At 72.3% G+C, this 14,466-nt stretch carries 16 protein-coding genes; 5 read left to right on the forward strand and 11 right to left on the reverse strand.

The features are described from left to right. Positions 1-20: 20 nt before the first annotated feature. The 6 genes from DEJ24_RS09045 to DEJ24_RS09070 all read right to left on the reverse strand — a co-directional run bounded on the left by DEJ24_RS09045 (position 21) and on the right by DEJ24_RS09070 (position 6,444). Entirely contained in the window at positions 21-2,834 is a 2,814-nt protein-coding gene (locus tag DEJ24_RS09045) for an FtsX-like permease family protein (protein ID WP_111078347.1), read from the reverse strand. After that, a complete protein-coding gene (locus DEJ24_RS09050) occupies positions 2,831-3,562 on the reverse strand; it encodes an ABC transporter ATP-binding protein (RefSeq protein ID WP_111078348.1) in 732 nt (243 codons plus the stop codon). The genes DEJ24_RS09045 and DEJ24_RS09050 overlap by 4 nt, the downstream gene beginning before the upstream one ends. Beyond that, the gene (locus DEJ24_RS09055) at positions 3,559-4,161 is read right to left on the reverse strand and encodes a PadR family transcriptional regulator (protein WP_111078349.1); all 603 of its coding nucleotides are present in this window, start codon (positions 4,159-4,161) and stop codon (positions 3,559-3,561) included. The genes DEJ24_RS09050 and DEJ24_RS09055 overlap by 4 nt, the downstream gene beginning before the upstream one ends. Before the next feature lie 224 nt (positions 4,162-4,385). After that, positions 4,386-5,267 (reverse strand): aldo/keto reductase, encoded by an 882-nt coding sequence (locus DEJ24_RS09060; RefSeq protein WP_111078350.1) that lies wholly within the window; start codon positions 5,265-5,267, stop codon positions 4,386-4,388. A 9-nt stretch (positions 5,268-5,276) separates the two neighbouring features. Next, positions 5,277-5,891 (reverse strand): YdeI family protein, encoded by a 615-nt coding sequence (locus tag DEJ24_RS09065; RefSeq protein WP_111078351.1) that lies wholly within the window; start codon positions 5,889-5,891, stop codon positions 5,277-5,279. A 16-nt stretch (positions 5,892-5,907) separates the two neighbouring features. Further along, positions 5,908-6,444, reverse strand: a complete 537-nt coding sequence (locus tag DEJ24_RS09070) for a thioesterase family protein (RefSeq protein ID WP_111078352.1) — start codon at positions 6,442-6,444, stop codon at positions 5,908-5,910. A gap of 104 nt (positions 6,445-6,548) precedes the next feature. On the opposite strand from DEJ24_RS09070, the gene DEJ24_RS09075 reads away from it, so the two are divergent. Together DEJ24_RS09075 and DEJ24_RS09080 are read left to right on the forward strand one after the other, a co-directional pair. Beyond that, entirely contained in the window at positions 6,549-6,935 is a 387-nt protein-coding gene (locus DEJ24_RS09075; RefSeq protein ID WP_111078353.1) for a hypothetical protein, read from the forward strand. A gap of 183 nt (positions 6,936-7,118) precedes the next feature. After that, a complete protein-coding gene (locus tag DEJ24_RS09080) occupies positions 7,119-8,105 on the forward strand; it encodes an aldo/keto reductase (RefSeq protein ID WP_111078354.1) in 987 nt (328 codons plus the stop codon). Positions 8,106-8,206: 101 nt separating this feature from the next. On the opposite strand, the gene DEJ24_RS09085 is transcribed toward DEJ24_RS09080, so the two are convergent. Beyond that, positions 8,207-8,749, reverse strand: a complete 543-nt coding sequence (locus DEJ24_RS09085) for a TetR/AcrR family transcriptional regulator (protein WP_111078355.1) — start codon at positions 8,747-8,749, stop codon at positions 8,207-8,209. Positions 8,750-8,842: 93 nt separating this feature from the next. On the opposite strand from DEJ24_RS09085, the gene DEJ24_RS09090 reads away from it, so the two are divergent. Beyond that, positions 8,843-9,853 carry an NADP-dependent oxidoreductase gene (locus tag DEJ24_RS09090; RefSeq protein ID WP_220036706.1) on the forward strand — a complete coding sequence of 337 codons (1,011 nt, stop codon included), beginning with the start codon at positions 8,843-8,845 and terminating at the stop codon, positions 9,851-9,853. Continuing rightward, the gene (locus DEJ24_RS09095; RefSeq protein ID WP_111078356.1) at positions 9,850-10,269 is read left to right on the forward strand and encodes a nuclear transport factor 2 family protein; all 420 of its coding nucleotides are present in this window, start codon (positions 9,850-9,852) and stop codon (positions 10,267-10,269) included. The genes DEJ24_RS09090 and DEJ24_RS09095 overlap by 4 nt, the downstream gene beginning before the upstream one ends. Before the next feature lie 68 nt (positions 10,270-10,337). Here the strand turns inward: DEJ24_RS09095 and DEJ24_RS09100 are convergent, their stop codons facing one another. The 4 genes from DEJ24_RS09100 to DEJ24_RS09115 form a co-directional block, all read right to left on the reverse strand. Then, on the reverse strand, positions 10,338-10,817 hold the full coding sequence (locus DEJ24_RS09100) for an FBP domain-containing protein (RefSeq protein WP_111078357.1): 480 nt from the start codon (positions 10,815-10,817) through the stop codon (positions 10,338-10,340). A 165-nt stretch (positions 10,818-10,982) separates the two neighbouring features. Beyond that, a complete protein-coding gene (locus DEJ24_RS09105; protein WP_111078358.1) occupies positions 10,983-11,741 on the reverse strand; it encodes a class I SAM-dependent methyltransferase in 759 nt (252 codons plus the stop codon). Positions 11,742-11,800: 59 nt separating this feature from the next. Further along, the gene (locus DEJ24_RS09110; protein ID WP_181436569.1) at positions 11,801-12,709 is read right to left on the reverse strand and encodes a helix-turn-helix transcriptional regulator; all 909 of its coding nucleotides are present in this window, start codon (positions 12,707-12,709) and stop codon (positions 11,801-11,803) included. Positions 12,710-12,779: 70 nt separating this feature from the next. Continuing rightward, complete coding sequence (locus tag DEJ24_RS09115; RefSeq protein ID WP_146242501.1) at positions 12,780-13,787, reverse strand: M23 family metallopeptidase; 1,008 nt, start codon at positions 13,785-13,787, stop codon at positions 12,780-12,782. Between the two features lie 147 nt (positions 13,788-13,934). Here DEJ24_RS09115 and DEJ24_RS09120 point away from each other — a divergent pair, with 147 nt between their 5' ends. After that, on the forward strand, positions 13,935-14,423 hold the full coding sequence (locus DEJ24_RS09120) for a hypothetical protein (protein ID WP_111078360.1): 489 nt from the start codon (positions 13,935-13,937) through the stop codon (positions 14,421-14,423). The last annotated feature ends 43 nt before the right edge of the window (positions 14,424-14,466 follow it).

Below are 14,466 nucleotides of genomic sequence, written 5' to 3' on the forward strand. Positions count from 1 at the left end.
GGCGTGCAGGCCGTCCGCCGTCAGGCCGTCCGGCGCACCGCCACCCGCCGCCGACGCCCCGCGACGGCCCACACCCCGGCGGTGACCAGCAGCGGCAGGCCGAGCGCGAGCACGACGAGCGAGGTCGGGTCCGGCGCGAACGGCAGGTGCGAGACGCCGAGCGGGGTGGGGGTGAACCGCAGCGTCAGTGCCCGGAGCGGCAGGACCCCCAGCGCGACGCCGACCAGCGAACCGACCAGGGTCAGCACCGCGGCCTGCCAGGTGGAGACCCGGCGACGGACCCCGGGTGAGGCGCCGATCGCGTCGAGGACCTCGTCGTCGCGGCGGCCGTCGGCGCGGGCCAGTCCGATCGCGACGGTCGTGGCCCCGAGGGTGACCATGCCGGCGAGCAGGACGACGACCAGGGCGATCGGACGGAACGGGTCCTGCGGTCCGGCCTCGACGGTGAACGACGGGTACCAGGAGTCCGCCTGCTGTCCGGCGGAGGCCTGCCAGGTGGCGGCGAGGGCGTCGGAGCGTTCCGTCGACATGCCGTCCGGGAAGCTGCCGACGAGGTAGTTCGGCTCGGTCTCCAGGCCGTGGCGTGCGGCACCCTGCGGAGTGAGGAAGACGGCGATCTGCAGCGGCTCGTCGGTGTGCTCGACCACGGCCGGGACGGTCATGGTGTGCAGGGGCCGACCGGTCGGCTGTTCCCCGTACATCGCGAACTGCGATGCCTTGCGGGTGTCGAACCGGACGACACCGTCCTGGACGAACTCGGGGCGGACGGCGACGGCGTCACCGTGCTCGAGCGCTGCCCGGGCGGCTCGGGAGGGCCGGTGTCCGATCAGCACGCCGAGGTCGTCGGCGCTGCCCGTCAAGACGTGCGGGCTGGTGCTGTCCGGCCCCACCAACCACCCGGCGCAGGGTCCGCTGCCGGCGCTCATGCAGTCGGGGCGGTGCACGTCGACCGGCAACGTCACCGGGGCGTCGTCCGAGCGGTTCTCGACGCCCGCGCCGAGCACGCGGACGTGGGCTTCCGGGACGACCTGTCGCACGACGCGGACCGCCCGCGCGGTGAGGTCGGCGTCCGGCACCCCGTCGACGTCGGTGACCGCGGTCGTCCCGACGCCCGTCGCGGTCCGGAACTCGTACTGCTCGTTGCTCTGGGTCGACTGCGACGCGGTGAAGGTCAGGACGACGGTCGCGACGAACACGACGCTCATCACGCTCGCGAGCACCGGGACGGTCCGGACCGGGTTGCGGACGGCGTCCCGCACGGCGATCCGGGCGGGCAGGCCGAACCGTTCGCCGACGCGGGCGACCGCGCCGAGCAGTCGACGGGCGGCCATGACGATGCCGAGCTGCGCCAGGCACGGCCCGAGCGCGACCCCGGCGCCGACGACGAGGGCCAGGTGGTCCTCCTGGACGGGGCGGGCGTTCAGGGCGAGGACCCCGATGCCGCAGGCCAGGGTCATCACGATGCCGACGACGGCGAGCACCGGTCCGGCCGCCGCGGCCCGTCGTCGACGCGACACCGGGGCGGGGCGGGTCGCACCACGGAGGGCGCTGTCCACGTCGACCCGGCTGGCGCTCCGGGCGGCGACGAGCGACGCGGCCCAGCCGGCCAGGACCCCGAGGACCAGGACGACGAGCAGCACCAGCCAGGGCAGGTGGACGCCGGGGTACTGCGCGCGGTCGCCGGAGTCGAGCAGGTGGAACGCGACGACACCGCCGACGATGCCGAGCGCGCTGCCGACGACGGCCCCCACGGCACCGAGCACGAGCCCGGACGAGGACACCACGGTGAACAGGAAGCGCCGGTCCCCGCCCACGCTGGCGAGCACCGCGTGGGTCCGGGTGTCGGCGCGGGAGCTGACCAGGAACGCGGCCGCCGCGAGCAGCCCGACCTCGAAGAGGGCGAACACCCCGGCCAGACCGACGTACCCGTAGCTGATGAGGGAACCGGAGCCGCGCGTGCTCGCGCTCGGGAAGGGTGGGTCGAGCACGACTGCCCGCGACTCGACGAGGATCCCGTGGTCGTTGTACCGCTGGATCTCGGGCCACGTGACGCTGCGGTCGGGCAGGAACACCTGCGCGGTCGTGTCGTCCTCGAGTCCGAGTGCGCCCCACTCTCCGAACACCCCGAGGCTCGACGTGGGCTGCCCCAGGTCGCGGAGCGTCCCCACGACGGTGACCTGCCGCTGGACCGGGTCGTTGAGCTCGAGCGTCTGGCCGATCGCGATGTGCAGTCGGTCGAGCGTCGCCGGGGTGACGAGGACCTCGTTGCCGGATCGCGGGACGCCGCCGTCGATGCGTTCCCAGTGGCCCTGCAGTGCGCCCGCCCAGGTCTGGCCCTCGACGGCGTTGACCGTGACGGGGACGCGGGGGCCGCTGACGACGGCGGTGCCCTGCCGGACCGGGATCGACGCGGCACCGTCGGGCACGGAGCCGAGCAGGTCGGGTGTCGGGAAGGCGCTGGCGTCGGCGTCGGAGGTGTCCGGACGGTCGTAGTACCGCTGCAGCGGGCTCTTCTTCGCGATGGTCGACGTGTACCGGTCCACCGGGTCCTGCCGCATGCCGGCGATGTCCGGGCCGTTCGCCTCGAGCATCGCCGCGGACTGCCCGAGTTCGACGGTCAACCGGTCCTCGGTGCTCTGCGTGCTCGACGCGATGAGCACCCCGCCCGCGGCCAGGCCGGCGATCGGCAAGCCGATGAGTGCCGCGACGAGCACCGCACGCCCGGGCCGGGCGAACGCCAGACGTCGGGCCAGCAGCAGTGCCGGGCGGACGGCGAACGGGGAGCGGCTGCGGATCGTCGGACGGTGCGTGTCCCGCCGGGGCCGCTCGCTCACGGTCGCTCCTGCACGTCGGTCAGGGCCAGCTCGACGCCGGCGTACGACGACTCGTCGACGATCCGGCCGTCGCGGAGGAACACGATGCGGTCCGCCCACGCGGCGTGCCGGGCGTCGTGCGTGACGAGCAGTGCGCCGGCGCCGGAGTCGACGTGCCGACGGAGCATGCGGAGGACGACCTCGCCGGTCTGCGAGTCGAGGGCACCGGTCGGCTCGTCGGCGAGGACGAGCTTGCGGTCCCCGACGACCCCGCGGGCGATGGCGATGCGCTGTCGCTGGCCGCCGGAGAGGTCGTCCGGCCAGGCGTCCAGACGGTGTCCGAGTTCGACGCTCTCGAGCGCGAGCTCCGCGGCCTTCCGTGCACGCCCGGTCCGCCAGCCGTCGAGCTCCAGCGGCAGCGCCACGTTCTCGACCGCGGTCAGCGAGGGGATGAGGTTGAAGTCCTGGAACACGAACCCGAGCACCCGTCGCCGCAGCGCTGCGAGTTCGCGTGCGGGGCGGTCGGACACCCATTCGCCGTCGATGCGGACCTCGCCACTCGTCGGGGGCATCAGCGTGCCGGCGACGGACAGCAGTGTCGACTTGCCCGAGCCGGAGGTGCCCATGACGGCGACCATCTCGCCCGGTCGGATCGTCAGGTCGACACCAGCCAGGGCGGTCACAGCCTGCCTGCCGCTGCCGTACTGCACGGCGACGGCGTCGAGTTCCAGCAGCGGTGCGGTGCTCATCGGACGACTCCCGTGCCACGGCGGCCGGTCGGCTCGCTGCCGTAGGCGTCCTCGTCGTCGGGGGTGTCGATCGTGGCTCGGGGCGCCGGCTGGTACCGCGCGACGCTCGACTCGACGTGGTCGAGCCACCGGACCTCGGACTCCGCCTGGAACACCATCGACTCGAGCACGAGTGACCATGCCAGTTCCGTCGCCGGGTCCGTGGTGCGCTTCAACCGGGTCAGGTCCTGCAGTGCCCGGAGCGCCGCGGTCCGCTGCACCTGCACCAGGTGTCGGACGTCGACGCCGGGCACGGTGACCGCGATCGCGAACTTGATCGCCAGCTCGTCGCGACCGCGCTTGGTGGCGACCGGCTCGTTGAACCAGCGGTCGACGGCCTCGCGCCCGGCGTCGGTCGCCGTGTAGACGACGTGCCCGTCGTCGTCGGCGTCACCGCGGGCCACGAGGCCGTCGCGTTCCAACCGGTCGAGCGTCGTGTAGACCTGGCCGATGTTCAGCGGCCAGCTGCCCCCCGTGCGGTGCTCGAACTCCCCCCGGAGCTGGTAGCCGTAACCCGGCTCGGCCACCAGCAGTGCGAGTACGCCCATGCGAACGCTCATCGTTCCCCCTCGACCCGTCGGAGCACTTCCCCTCGGGCATACCGAGTATGCACATACTCGGTATGGGTCGGCAAGCAGCCGTGCGGAGATCATCCGAACGGATGACGGGAGGCTCCCCACCGGACCGGTGGGGAGCCTCCCGCGCGCTCGTTCCGAGTGACGCGCCAGCGGCACACGGCGCCAGCGCCGACCGAGCTCGCGAGGTCGGTCGGATCGGAACTGCGTCAGCTGTGCAGCTTCGACAGCTCCTGGAACTCGTCGTCGCTGAGCTCGATCGTCGCGCCCTGGAGGTTGTCCTCGAGGTGGTCGACGCTCGACGTGCCCGGGATCGGCAGCATGACGGGCGAGCGCTTGAGCAGCCACGCGAGCGCGACCTGCGCGGGGGTGGCGTTCTTCTGCTTCGCGAGCTCGGTGAGGGGCGAGTCCTCGCCGGTCAGGCCGCCGGTCGCGAGCGGGAACCACGGGATGAACCCGATGCCCTGCTGCTCGGACCAGTCGAGGAGCTCCTCGGCCGACCGGTCGGTGAGGTTGTAGAGGTTCTGCACGGAGACGATCGTGGCGATCTCCTGCGCGGCCTTCACGTCGTCGACGGAGACCTCGGACAGCCCGATGTGGCGGATCTTGCCCTCGTCCTGCAGCTTCTTGAGTTCACCGATCTGGTCCTCGAGCGGGACCTTCGGGTCGATGCGGTGCAGCTGGAACAGGTCGATGCGCTCCAGGCCCAGGCGGCGGAGGCTCATCTCGGCCTCCTGGCGCAGGTACTCCGGGCGGCCGACCGGCGGCCACTCGTTCGGGCCGGTGCGGGTCAGGCCGGCCTTGGTCGCGATGACGACGTCGTCGCCGTAGGGGTGCAGCGCCTCCTTGAGGAGCTCCTCGGCGACGTAGGGGCCGTAGGAGTCGGCGGTGTCGAAGAAGTTCACCCCGAGCTCGACGGCGCGCTTGAGGACGCGGATCGCCTCGTCGTGGTCCTTCGGCGGTCCCCACACGCCGGGGCCGGTGAGCTGCATGGTGCCGTAGCCGAGGCGGTTGACCTCGAGGTCCCCGCCGATGCGGAAGGTGCCGGAAGATGCGGCCGGACGGTTCGTGGTGTCAGTGCCAGTGGTCATCCACCCGGTCTACGCCTGCCTGGCACCACGTTCCTGAGGGTCCGCCCGGGCACGGGGGTACGGCGTCTCGCCGCGCTCCAGCATCCCGACCAGCTTCGCCACCCGGTTCGCCCGCGCCGTCGGACTCGGAGCGGTCACCACACGGTGCACGACGGCGTACCGGTTCGTCGCGTCGAGCTCCGCGAACAGGGCGGCGGCGGTCGATGCGGTGTCGAGCGCTGCACGGAGGTCGGTGGGCACCTCGGCGGTCGCCGCACCCGCGTACGCCCGGTCCCACCGACCGTCGGCCTCCGCCCGGTCGATCTCCGCCTGCCCCCGGGACCGCATCCGTCCGGCCGCGACCAGCCCCGCGACCAGCCCGACGTTCCGCTGCGACCACAGCGACGCCTTCCGGCGCGGGGTGAACCGCTGGAGGAACGTGGCCGCGTCGAGCCCGCGCTTGGACCCGTCGATCCACCCCGAGCAGAGCGCCTCGTCGAGGGCCTGCGCGTACGTCAGGCTCGTCGGGCTCGTCGTACCCTTCTTCGCGAGGACCAGCCACACGCCGTCGGACAGGTCCTCGTGCCCGTCCAACCAGGCGCGCCAGGCAGCGGCGTCGGCGACGACGAACGGCTCGATCTCCATGGCCCGATCGTAGGACTCAGGCCCTCCCGGCGCCGCTGACCCGCACGGCGTCGGCCCACGCCGTCACCCAGCCCGGCAGGGTCAGGTCGCGGGGTGACCCACCGACCGCCGCGAGCAGCTCGTCGGGCTGCACCGTGCCTCCCGTCCGACGGAGGAACCGGGCCTGCACGACGGCCCGGGCGACGACGTCCCCGTGGCGGACGAAGGTCTGCTCCATGTACACGGCCCGCTCGTCCACACCGAGCACCCGCGACCGCAACTCGAAGCGCTGCCCGAGCGTCAGCGACCGCTTGTAGGTGATCGTCTGCGCGGCGACGACCGGGTACCACCCGTGCTCACCGAAGGTGCGCCAGGCGCCCGACCGGAGCATCAGTTCGAAGCGGCCGAGGTCGAGCAGTGACAGGTACTTGCCGTTGTTCACGTGCCGGAGCGGGTCCAGGTCCGTGAGCGTCACGCGGAACGGGGTCCGCGACTCGTCCCACAGCGACAGCCGGCGACGCGGGGACAGGCGCACGCGCAGGGTCAGCAACAGGAGCCGGAAGGTCAGGTTCACGGGGACGATCCGACCACGTCGCGAAACGGACAGCGGTGCGTTCGGAGACTACGTTCAGGTTCACAAGTGCAAACGGCTCACCGAGCCACGAAGGGAACGCCCACATGAGCACCACCTCCGCGACCGGTCGTCCGACCACGGTCACCGTCTCGTTCATCCTCTGGCTGATCGTCGTCGTCGTCGGCATCATCGGCGGCATCGTCAACGTCATCGGTGTCGGATCACAGACGGACGACACGACCATGCGCGCGGGGCTGACGGTCGGCGCGGTCATCGCGATCGTCATCGCACTCGTCGAGCTCTTCATCGTCTTCAAGATGCGTGACGGCCGGAACTGGGCCCGCATCGTGCTGCTCGTCCTGGCGATCCTGCAGCTGCTCGGCATCTTCGCCGCCTTCTCGGTCTTCGGGACGATCACGTTGATCCTGGTCATCGTCGCCACCGTGCTGATGTTCCTGCCGGCGTCGAACGCGTACTTCCGCAAGCACTGACGACCAGCTCGCACCACCCGACGGACCCGGTACCGCGCACATCGCGCAGACCGGGTCCGTCGGCGTTCGTGGTGTCGTGCGCGGGCGCCGCTGCCGTGCATTCCCGTCAGGCGGGCACGGCCAGTGCCTCCCTCCGACCGGATGCAGGCGAGTACACCGGGACTGCGAACGAAAGGACCACGCATGCAGACACGCAAGCTCGCCGACCTCCAGGTCGGCTCGATCGGCCTCGGCACCATGGGCATGAGCGCCTTCTACTCGGGTGCCGGCTCGGACGACGCCGAGTCCATCCGCACCATCCACCGCGCCATCGACCTCGGCGTCACGCTCTTCGACACCGCCGAGGCGTACGGCCCGTACACGAACGAGGAACTCCTCGCCGAGGCCCTGCGCGGCCGCCGCGACGAGGTCGTCATCGCCACCAAGTTCGGCCTGTACCACCACGAGGCCGACGAGCAGACGCCGACCCAGACCCGCGCGATCTCCAGCGCGCCGGAGTCCGTCCGTGTCGCGCTCGAGGGCTCGCTCCGCCGGCTCGGCACCGACCACATCGACCTCTACTACCAGCACCGCGTCGACACGGCCGTGCCGATCGAGGACGTCATCGGGCAGCTCGCCGGCTTCGTGCAGGAGGGCAAGATCCGCCACATCGGTCTCTCCGAGGCCAGCGCCGCCACGATCCGGAAGGCCCACGCCGTCCACCCGATCACGGCCCTGCAGAGCGAGTACTCGCTGTGGACGCGTGACCCCGAGGGTGACGTGCTCGACACCCTCCGTGAGCTCGGCATCGGCCTGGTGCCGTACTCGCCGCTCGGCCGTGGGTTCCTCACCGGAGCCATCACGAAGCCGTCCGACCTGGGTGAGGACGACTTCCGCTCCGCGAACCCGCGCTTCCAGCAGGAGGCCTTCGCGGCGAACATGAAGATCGTCGACGTCGTGAAGGGCATCGCGGACGAGGTCGGCGGCACCCCGGCGCAGGTCGCGCTCGCCTGGCTGCTCGCCCAGGGCGACGACATCGTCCCGATCCCCGGCACGAAGCGCGTCACGCGCCTCGAGGAGAACGTCGGCGGTGCGGAGGTCACCCTCACGGCCGAGCAGGTCGAGCGCCTGACGTCGCTGCCGCTGCCGACCGGCGACCGCTACCCGGACATGTCCAGCATCGGTCGCTGACGCGACCACCGGTCGGACGGGAGGCCCGGTGCCAGTTGGCACCGGGCCTCCCGTCCGTCGTCACTCACGACGGTGACGTCGTCGGACCCGAGGGGCCGCGATCAGGTCCCGAGCGACGTGAGCTGCACGTCGAGGACGTGCTCGCGGCGAGCGGGTGCGGAGGCCTGGCTGCGCGTCCACGCGAAGCCGGCGGCGAGGATGAACAGGTCGTCGCCGTCCAGGTCGGACCGAGCGACCCCGGCCTGCTGCGCGCGTGCGAGCAGCTCCGCGCCCGACGCCCGCATCTCGACGCACGCGGCATGCAGGGCTGACTCCGGGTCGTCGATCGCCGACGCCATCACGTCGATGACGCCGCGGTAGACGTCGGCGCTCCTGACGAACTCCCGGACCCAGGTGAGCAGCGCAGCGCGGGGGTCGTCGGCCGTCATCAGGGCGCGTCCGTGTTCAGCCAGTTCCGTGAAGCCGGTGCGGAGCAGCACCTCGAGCAGGGCGTCCCGGGTCGGGAAGTTCCGGAGGAGCGTCGCCAGGCCGACGTCGGCACGACGGGCGATGACGCGGAGGGACGCGTCGGCACCGTCCTCTGCGAAGACGGCGGCGGCCGCGTCCACCAGGGAGTCGTGGTTCTTGCGTGCGTCTGCTCGCATCCGGGCACCTCGTTTGCTATCTGGATCACTGGTCCATATATTCGGACCACTGGTCCACTTTGGTCCAGTCTAGATGACCGACAGGCAGACACGATGACCGAGTTGATGATGCACGCAGTCCAGGTCCACACCCCGGGCGGACCGGAGGTCCTGCGGTACGAGCAGGTGACCCGACCGGAGCCGCAGGCGGGCGAGGTGCTCGTCCGGGTCCACGCCATCGGGCTCAACCCACCGGACTGGTACATGCGGGACGGCATGACGATCCTGCCGCCGGAGTGGCGACCCGTCCTCGCCTACCCCCTGATCCTCGGCTCGGACATATCGGGCGTGGTCGAAGCGGTCGCCCCCGACGTCACGGACTTCGTGCCCGGCGACGAGGTCTTCGGCCTGATCCGCTTCCCGGACGCCCCGGCGAACGCGTACGCGGAGTACGTCGCGGCACCGGTGACCGACCTGGCGCACAAGCCGGCGAGCATCGACCACGTCCACGCGGCCGCGGCGCCGATGGCGGGGCTGACGGCCTGGCAGTTCCTCATCGAGCTCGGGCACGACACCGTGCCGCCGTTCCGAGCGGAGCTGCACCGCCCGGTGCCGCTGCACGAGGGGACCCGGGTCCTGGTCAACGGTGCCGCTGGCGGTGTGGGCCACATCGGCGTCCAGCTCGCGAAGTGGAAGGGCGCGCACGTCGTCGCGGTCGCTTCGGGAGCGCACCGACAGTTCCTCGAGGAACTCGGAGCGGACGAGGTCCTCGACTACACGGTGACGCCCCCCGAGGAATCCGGTGCGGAGTTCGACCTCGTCCTCGACAGCGTCGGCGGACCGGACACCGGTCGGTTCCTCGCGAACGTCACGCGCGGTGGTGCGCTCTTCCCGGTCTTCTCCGGTCCCGTCGACCCCGAGCAGGCCGCGGCCGCGGAGGTGTCGGTCTCGAGCACCCAGGTGCGCGCGAGCGGTGTCCAGCTCGCCCAGCTCGCCGAACTCCTCGAGACGGGGGTCGTGCGGGTCGCGATCGACAGCACCTTCACCCTGGCCGACGCGCAGCTCGCGCACGAGCGGGCCGCCGCAGGCCACCTCGAAGGCAAGATCGTGCTCACCGTCGCATGAGCGCCGCCACCCACGAGATCCAGCAGGTCATCGCGCAGTACGGCTCGGCCCTCGATGCGCACGACCTCGACGCCCTCGCCGCCGTGCACCGGGACGACGCCGAGTGGTCCTTCGCCGTCAGGGACCAGGTCGTCATGGGCCCGATCCGCGGGCGGGACGCCATCATCGGTTTCGCTTCCGCACCACCGGACGGGCCGCGTGTCCAGCAGCGGGACCTGCTCACGAACACCGTCATCACGGGCGGCGTGGACGGGACCAGTCGGGCGACCGCCCTCCTGACGCTGATCGCCGTCGACGGCACCACGCCGGTCATCGTCGCCACGGGCACGGCCACCTTCACGCTCAACGTGGCCGACGAGGTGTGGCGGATCGCAACGCTCCGCATCGCGTTCGACAACCCGCCGGTGCCGCACTGACCGGACGGCAGGCGCGGTGCGGGCCGGCACCGCGCCTCCCGTCCGTCCCTGAGCGGTCAGGTCCCGGTTCAGACCTCGGTGGCGAAGCCCGCGACGCGGAGCTGCAGGTCCTCGATGCGCCGGAGTCGCGCGGCGTCGACGTCGTAGCCCTCGTACGCCGGCGGTGGGGTCTTCCGGACGTTCCGCGAGCACTGGAAGTCCTGGCAGACCAGCGTGCCGACGGTGTCGCCCTTCCGGCCCGCCGGACCGGAGCGCTTGGCCGAGTAGAAGACGACGTCGTTCGGCAGCTTCACGTCCTGACACCACGAGCACTGGGCACGGGAGCGTGGCGACGCTTCGGCCTGCCGGAGGACGATGCCGACCAGGGCGCCGTCGAGCGTCGGGACGACGGCGTAGGCGCGGCGGGAGGTCTTGGGGTCCCGCCAGCCGAGGTAGGTCAGGCCGTCCCAGTCGACCGTCTCGAGGTCGGGGACGGTCATGTCGGTGAGCTCTCGGCGGGAGGCGTTGACGAAGGAGGCGCGGAGGGCCTCGATGGTGACGGGGAGCATGGTGAGCCTGTCGTTCTGGCACCGGCGCAGCAGTGTGCGTCTCAGGTGCGTTCGTTCTGGAGGGGTCGACGACGACGCCGTGTCGATGACACGGCAGGGGCGTCAGGCCCTGATGTCGGCGCAGGCGCCGACGACCTCCTCGGAACGGTTGCTCACAGCAGCACCCTACGGTTCGGCGACGACGAGCACCAGCGAGCCCTCGTACGAGGGCTGCACGCGGAGCCGGCCGTACCGGGCGTCCCACGAGCCGTCCTCGATCGCGGTGCGGAGGGCGGCGACCGAGCGGGCTGCGGTCATCTCGTCGACCGAGGCCCACGCCGGGTCGGCCCGGCGCGCGCTGGCGTCGAGCAGTCGTTCCGGCCGGGCGTAGTACGCCTCGGAGAACCCGTCGACGCACGTGAAGGGGATCGGCACGCGCGTCGTCGTGACCGCTCCACCGAGGGCGTCGACGATCCGGTCGAGCGTCGGCCAGCGCCCGGCCTCGCGTGCCAGGACGTCCGGGGCGTAGTCGGCGAGCCAGTGGTCCTCGATGCGGGCCGGGTCGCGGGTGAGCAGGACGACCGGCCCACGGGTGACCCGACGGACCTCGGCGAGACCCCGTTCCAGGTCGGGCCACACGGGCAGTGTGAAGGCCGACGAGGCAGCGTCGAACGCGTCGTCGGCGAAGGGCAGGGCCTCGTCGGGAGGCTCGACGGCGGTCAGATCCCGGTCGCGCGGCTCGTACGCCCCGGCACCCGCGCCCACATCTGCGCTCGCCTCCGCACCGGCTCGGACGTGGAGGACCGTGCGGGCCTGCCCGAGCGCCACCCGGATCGCCCGCTCGAAGACCGGCTCCGGCCGGCGGTGACGGGACGCACTGTCGGCGGTGCGGTCGGCCCTGCCGTGCTCGGCGTCACCGGCCGGTCCGTCCGCAGTCCTCGTCACGCCGTCAGCCTACGGCGGTGACGACGTCGGCACCCGGTCCCGGTCTGTCGCGACCGGTCTCAGTCGACCTGGTCGACCGACTCTGGCGACCGCACAGCGGCCCGCTGCTCCGCCAGCTCGGTGGCGGCCCAGGTGCCGAGGAGCGACAGGGACCGCTCGGACTCCGACCCGGCGTCGGCGCCGTACGTGAACACCGTCAGCCCGGGGTCGGCCACCAGGTCGAGCGCCTCGAACGTCAGCTCGAGGTCACCGACGATCGGGTGGTGCAGGTGCTTCCGGCCCGAGCGGTGCACGTGGACGTCGTGCTCGGCCCACCAGGTGCGGAACTCCTCGCTCTTCGCCGAGAGCTCGCTGACCAGTGTCATCAGCCCGGGCTCGCACGGGTTCGATGCCGCCGTGGTGCGGAGGACGGCCACGGCGTCGCGGGCGGTCTGCTCCCAGCGGGGGAAGAAGTCGCGGGCGGCGGGGTCGAGGAACGCGAAGCGCGCCGTGTTCACCGGACGTCCGGCGCCGGCGAAGACGGGGGCGTAGAGCGCATGGCCGAGGGTGTTCGCGGCGACGATGTCCAGCCGCTCGTTGCGCACCCACGCCGGGGCGCCGGTGATCGCGTCGAGCAGTCGCTGCACCGCCGGGCGCACCGACGTCGGCACCGGACGGTGGGTGGTCTTCACACCGGCGTTCGCCAGGTGGGCGAGGTCCGCCAGGTGCGCCCGCTCTGTCTCGTCCAGCTGGAGCGCCGTGGCGAGCCCGTCGAGCACACCCTCGGAGACGCCCTTCAGGGTGCCTCGTTCGAGCCGTGTGTAGTAGTCGACGCTGACGCCGGCGAGCATCGCGACCTCGTGTCGTCGGAGTCCCGGGACGCGCCGGGTGCCCCCGCCGAAGGCCGGCATGCCGGCCTGGTCCGGGGTGAGCCGGGCTCGACGGCTGGACAGGAAGTCGCGGATCTCGTTGCGGACGTCGATACCCATGTGCCAAGGCTACGTGTGCGTCCCTCCGGTACCGGACGGGAGGCCCGGCACCGGTTCGGAGACCGGCTCGCTAGAGTGCGCGGCCGGTGTGGGCGGCGAGCCAGGCGGCCGGGTCGACCGGCAGGGTGCCGTCCATCAGGACCTCGAGGTGCAGGTGGGCTCCGGTCGAGACACCGGAGGACCCGACGCTGCCGATGAACTGGCCGGGCTCCACGCGGTCGCCGACCTGCAGGGGCGACGACCCGGGGATCATGTGGCCGTACAGGGTCGAGACCTTCCGGCCGTCCACCTGGTGGTCGATGATGACGGTCTCGCCGTACGAGAAGTAGATCCCCGAGACCCGGACGGTGCCCGCGGCGACGGCACCGATCGGAGCGCCCATGCCCGGGTTGAAGTCGAGCCCCTGGTGCAGGGACGAGCACGCGCCGCACGGGGCGGTGCGGTACCCGAAGCCCGAACTCATCCGGACCGGGCCCGGGAACGGGGATCGGATCGCGCCGCCGTAGGTCACCGTCTCACCGGCCACCACGGCGCCGGCGTCCGCCGACGCGACACCGCCGCCGACCGTGAAGCCGTCGCGCGAGGTGCTCGGGAGCGCCACCTGGGTGACGGCGAAGTCCTGGGTGCTCACCGCGGGGGCGAGGGTCGCGATCGCCGAGGACCCCCCGGTGCCGGCGTGGGCGGGCATCGCGGCGGCACCGAACATGGCGAGGGCGGCGGCGGCGCTCGTCAGGGTGAGCCGGCTGGCGCGGGCTCCGCGTCGGCGGCTGACGGCAGTCGTGGTGCCCGCGGTGCCCGTGCCGACCGTCGTCGTGCTGGCGATCGCGACAGCCCGCCGCGGGACCCGGCGGACACGGGTGTCGGCGTGCGTGACGGGCGGGGGCGTGACGACCGGGACCGCGACGACCGGGGTGGTGACGTTCGGGGTCGCGACGTCCGGGACGGCTGCCGGTCGCGCAGCGCGCAGGCGCGGCTTCGTCGCGGCGGTCTGCTCGGCCCGCTCCGCCGCCAGGGCAGCGCGACGCGTCAGGTGCACGACGGGCGTGCTGCTGGGGTGGTCTGCATCTGGGGGAGTCATGGCCGGAGCCCATTCTGCACCAAGCTGTCCGGTTGTACAGCCCCTCGTTCCGCGGCCATCTGCGGCGGGGAGTGCGGAGAGCGACCGGATCCGGGCCTCCCGGCTGTGGATCAGTAGGGTCGAGGCAAGCGACGGAGAGGACCCCTCATGGCCCGATCGCCGCGGGAGCGGCACGAACCCATCGACCTGCGGTCGGCGGAGGTCGTGCTCGCCGGTACCCAGGACCTGCTCCCCGTCCTGCGGGCGGCTGCCGTCCGTGCCGGGGTCGACGCGACACGGATGCGCGTCGTCGGTGTCGACGACGTGCCCGAGGTGGACGGGAGCGGCAGTGCCGAACTCGCCGTCATCGCCATCCGCCGGCCCGGCGATGACCCCGCGTTCCACCGTGCGCAGGAGGCCGCCGAGTTGCTCGAGCCCCTGCTCCGCCCGGGCGCGGTCCGCATCGTCATCACCGTCTCGCGGGTCACCAGGCTCGCACCGAAGCTCGAACACGCCCTGACGGCGGAGGTCCTGCACCAGCTCGGTGTGGCCACGGCGGAGTCGGGGTTCCGCCGACCGTTCCGGAACCTGCGCACACGGCTCGGGACGGCAGGCCTGCGGGCCGCCGGTCTCCGGGTGTTCCGCCTGACGGTCTGAGCCCCGGAGCCCTGCGGGGCTGTGCCCTTCCTCCACAGGTGCG

The organism is Curtobacterium sp. MCPF17_001 (assembly GCF_003234615.1).
In the GTDB taxonomy this organism is placed as follows: domain Bacteria; phylum Actinomycetota; class Actinomycetes; order Actinomycetales; family Microbacteriaceae; genus Curtobacterium.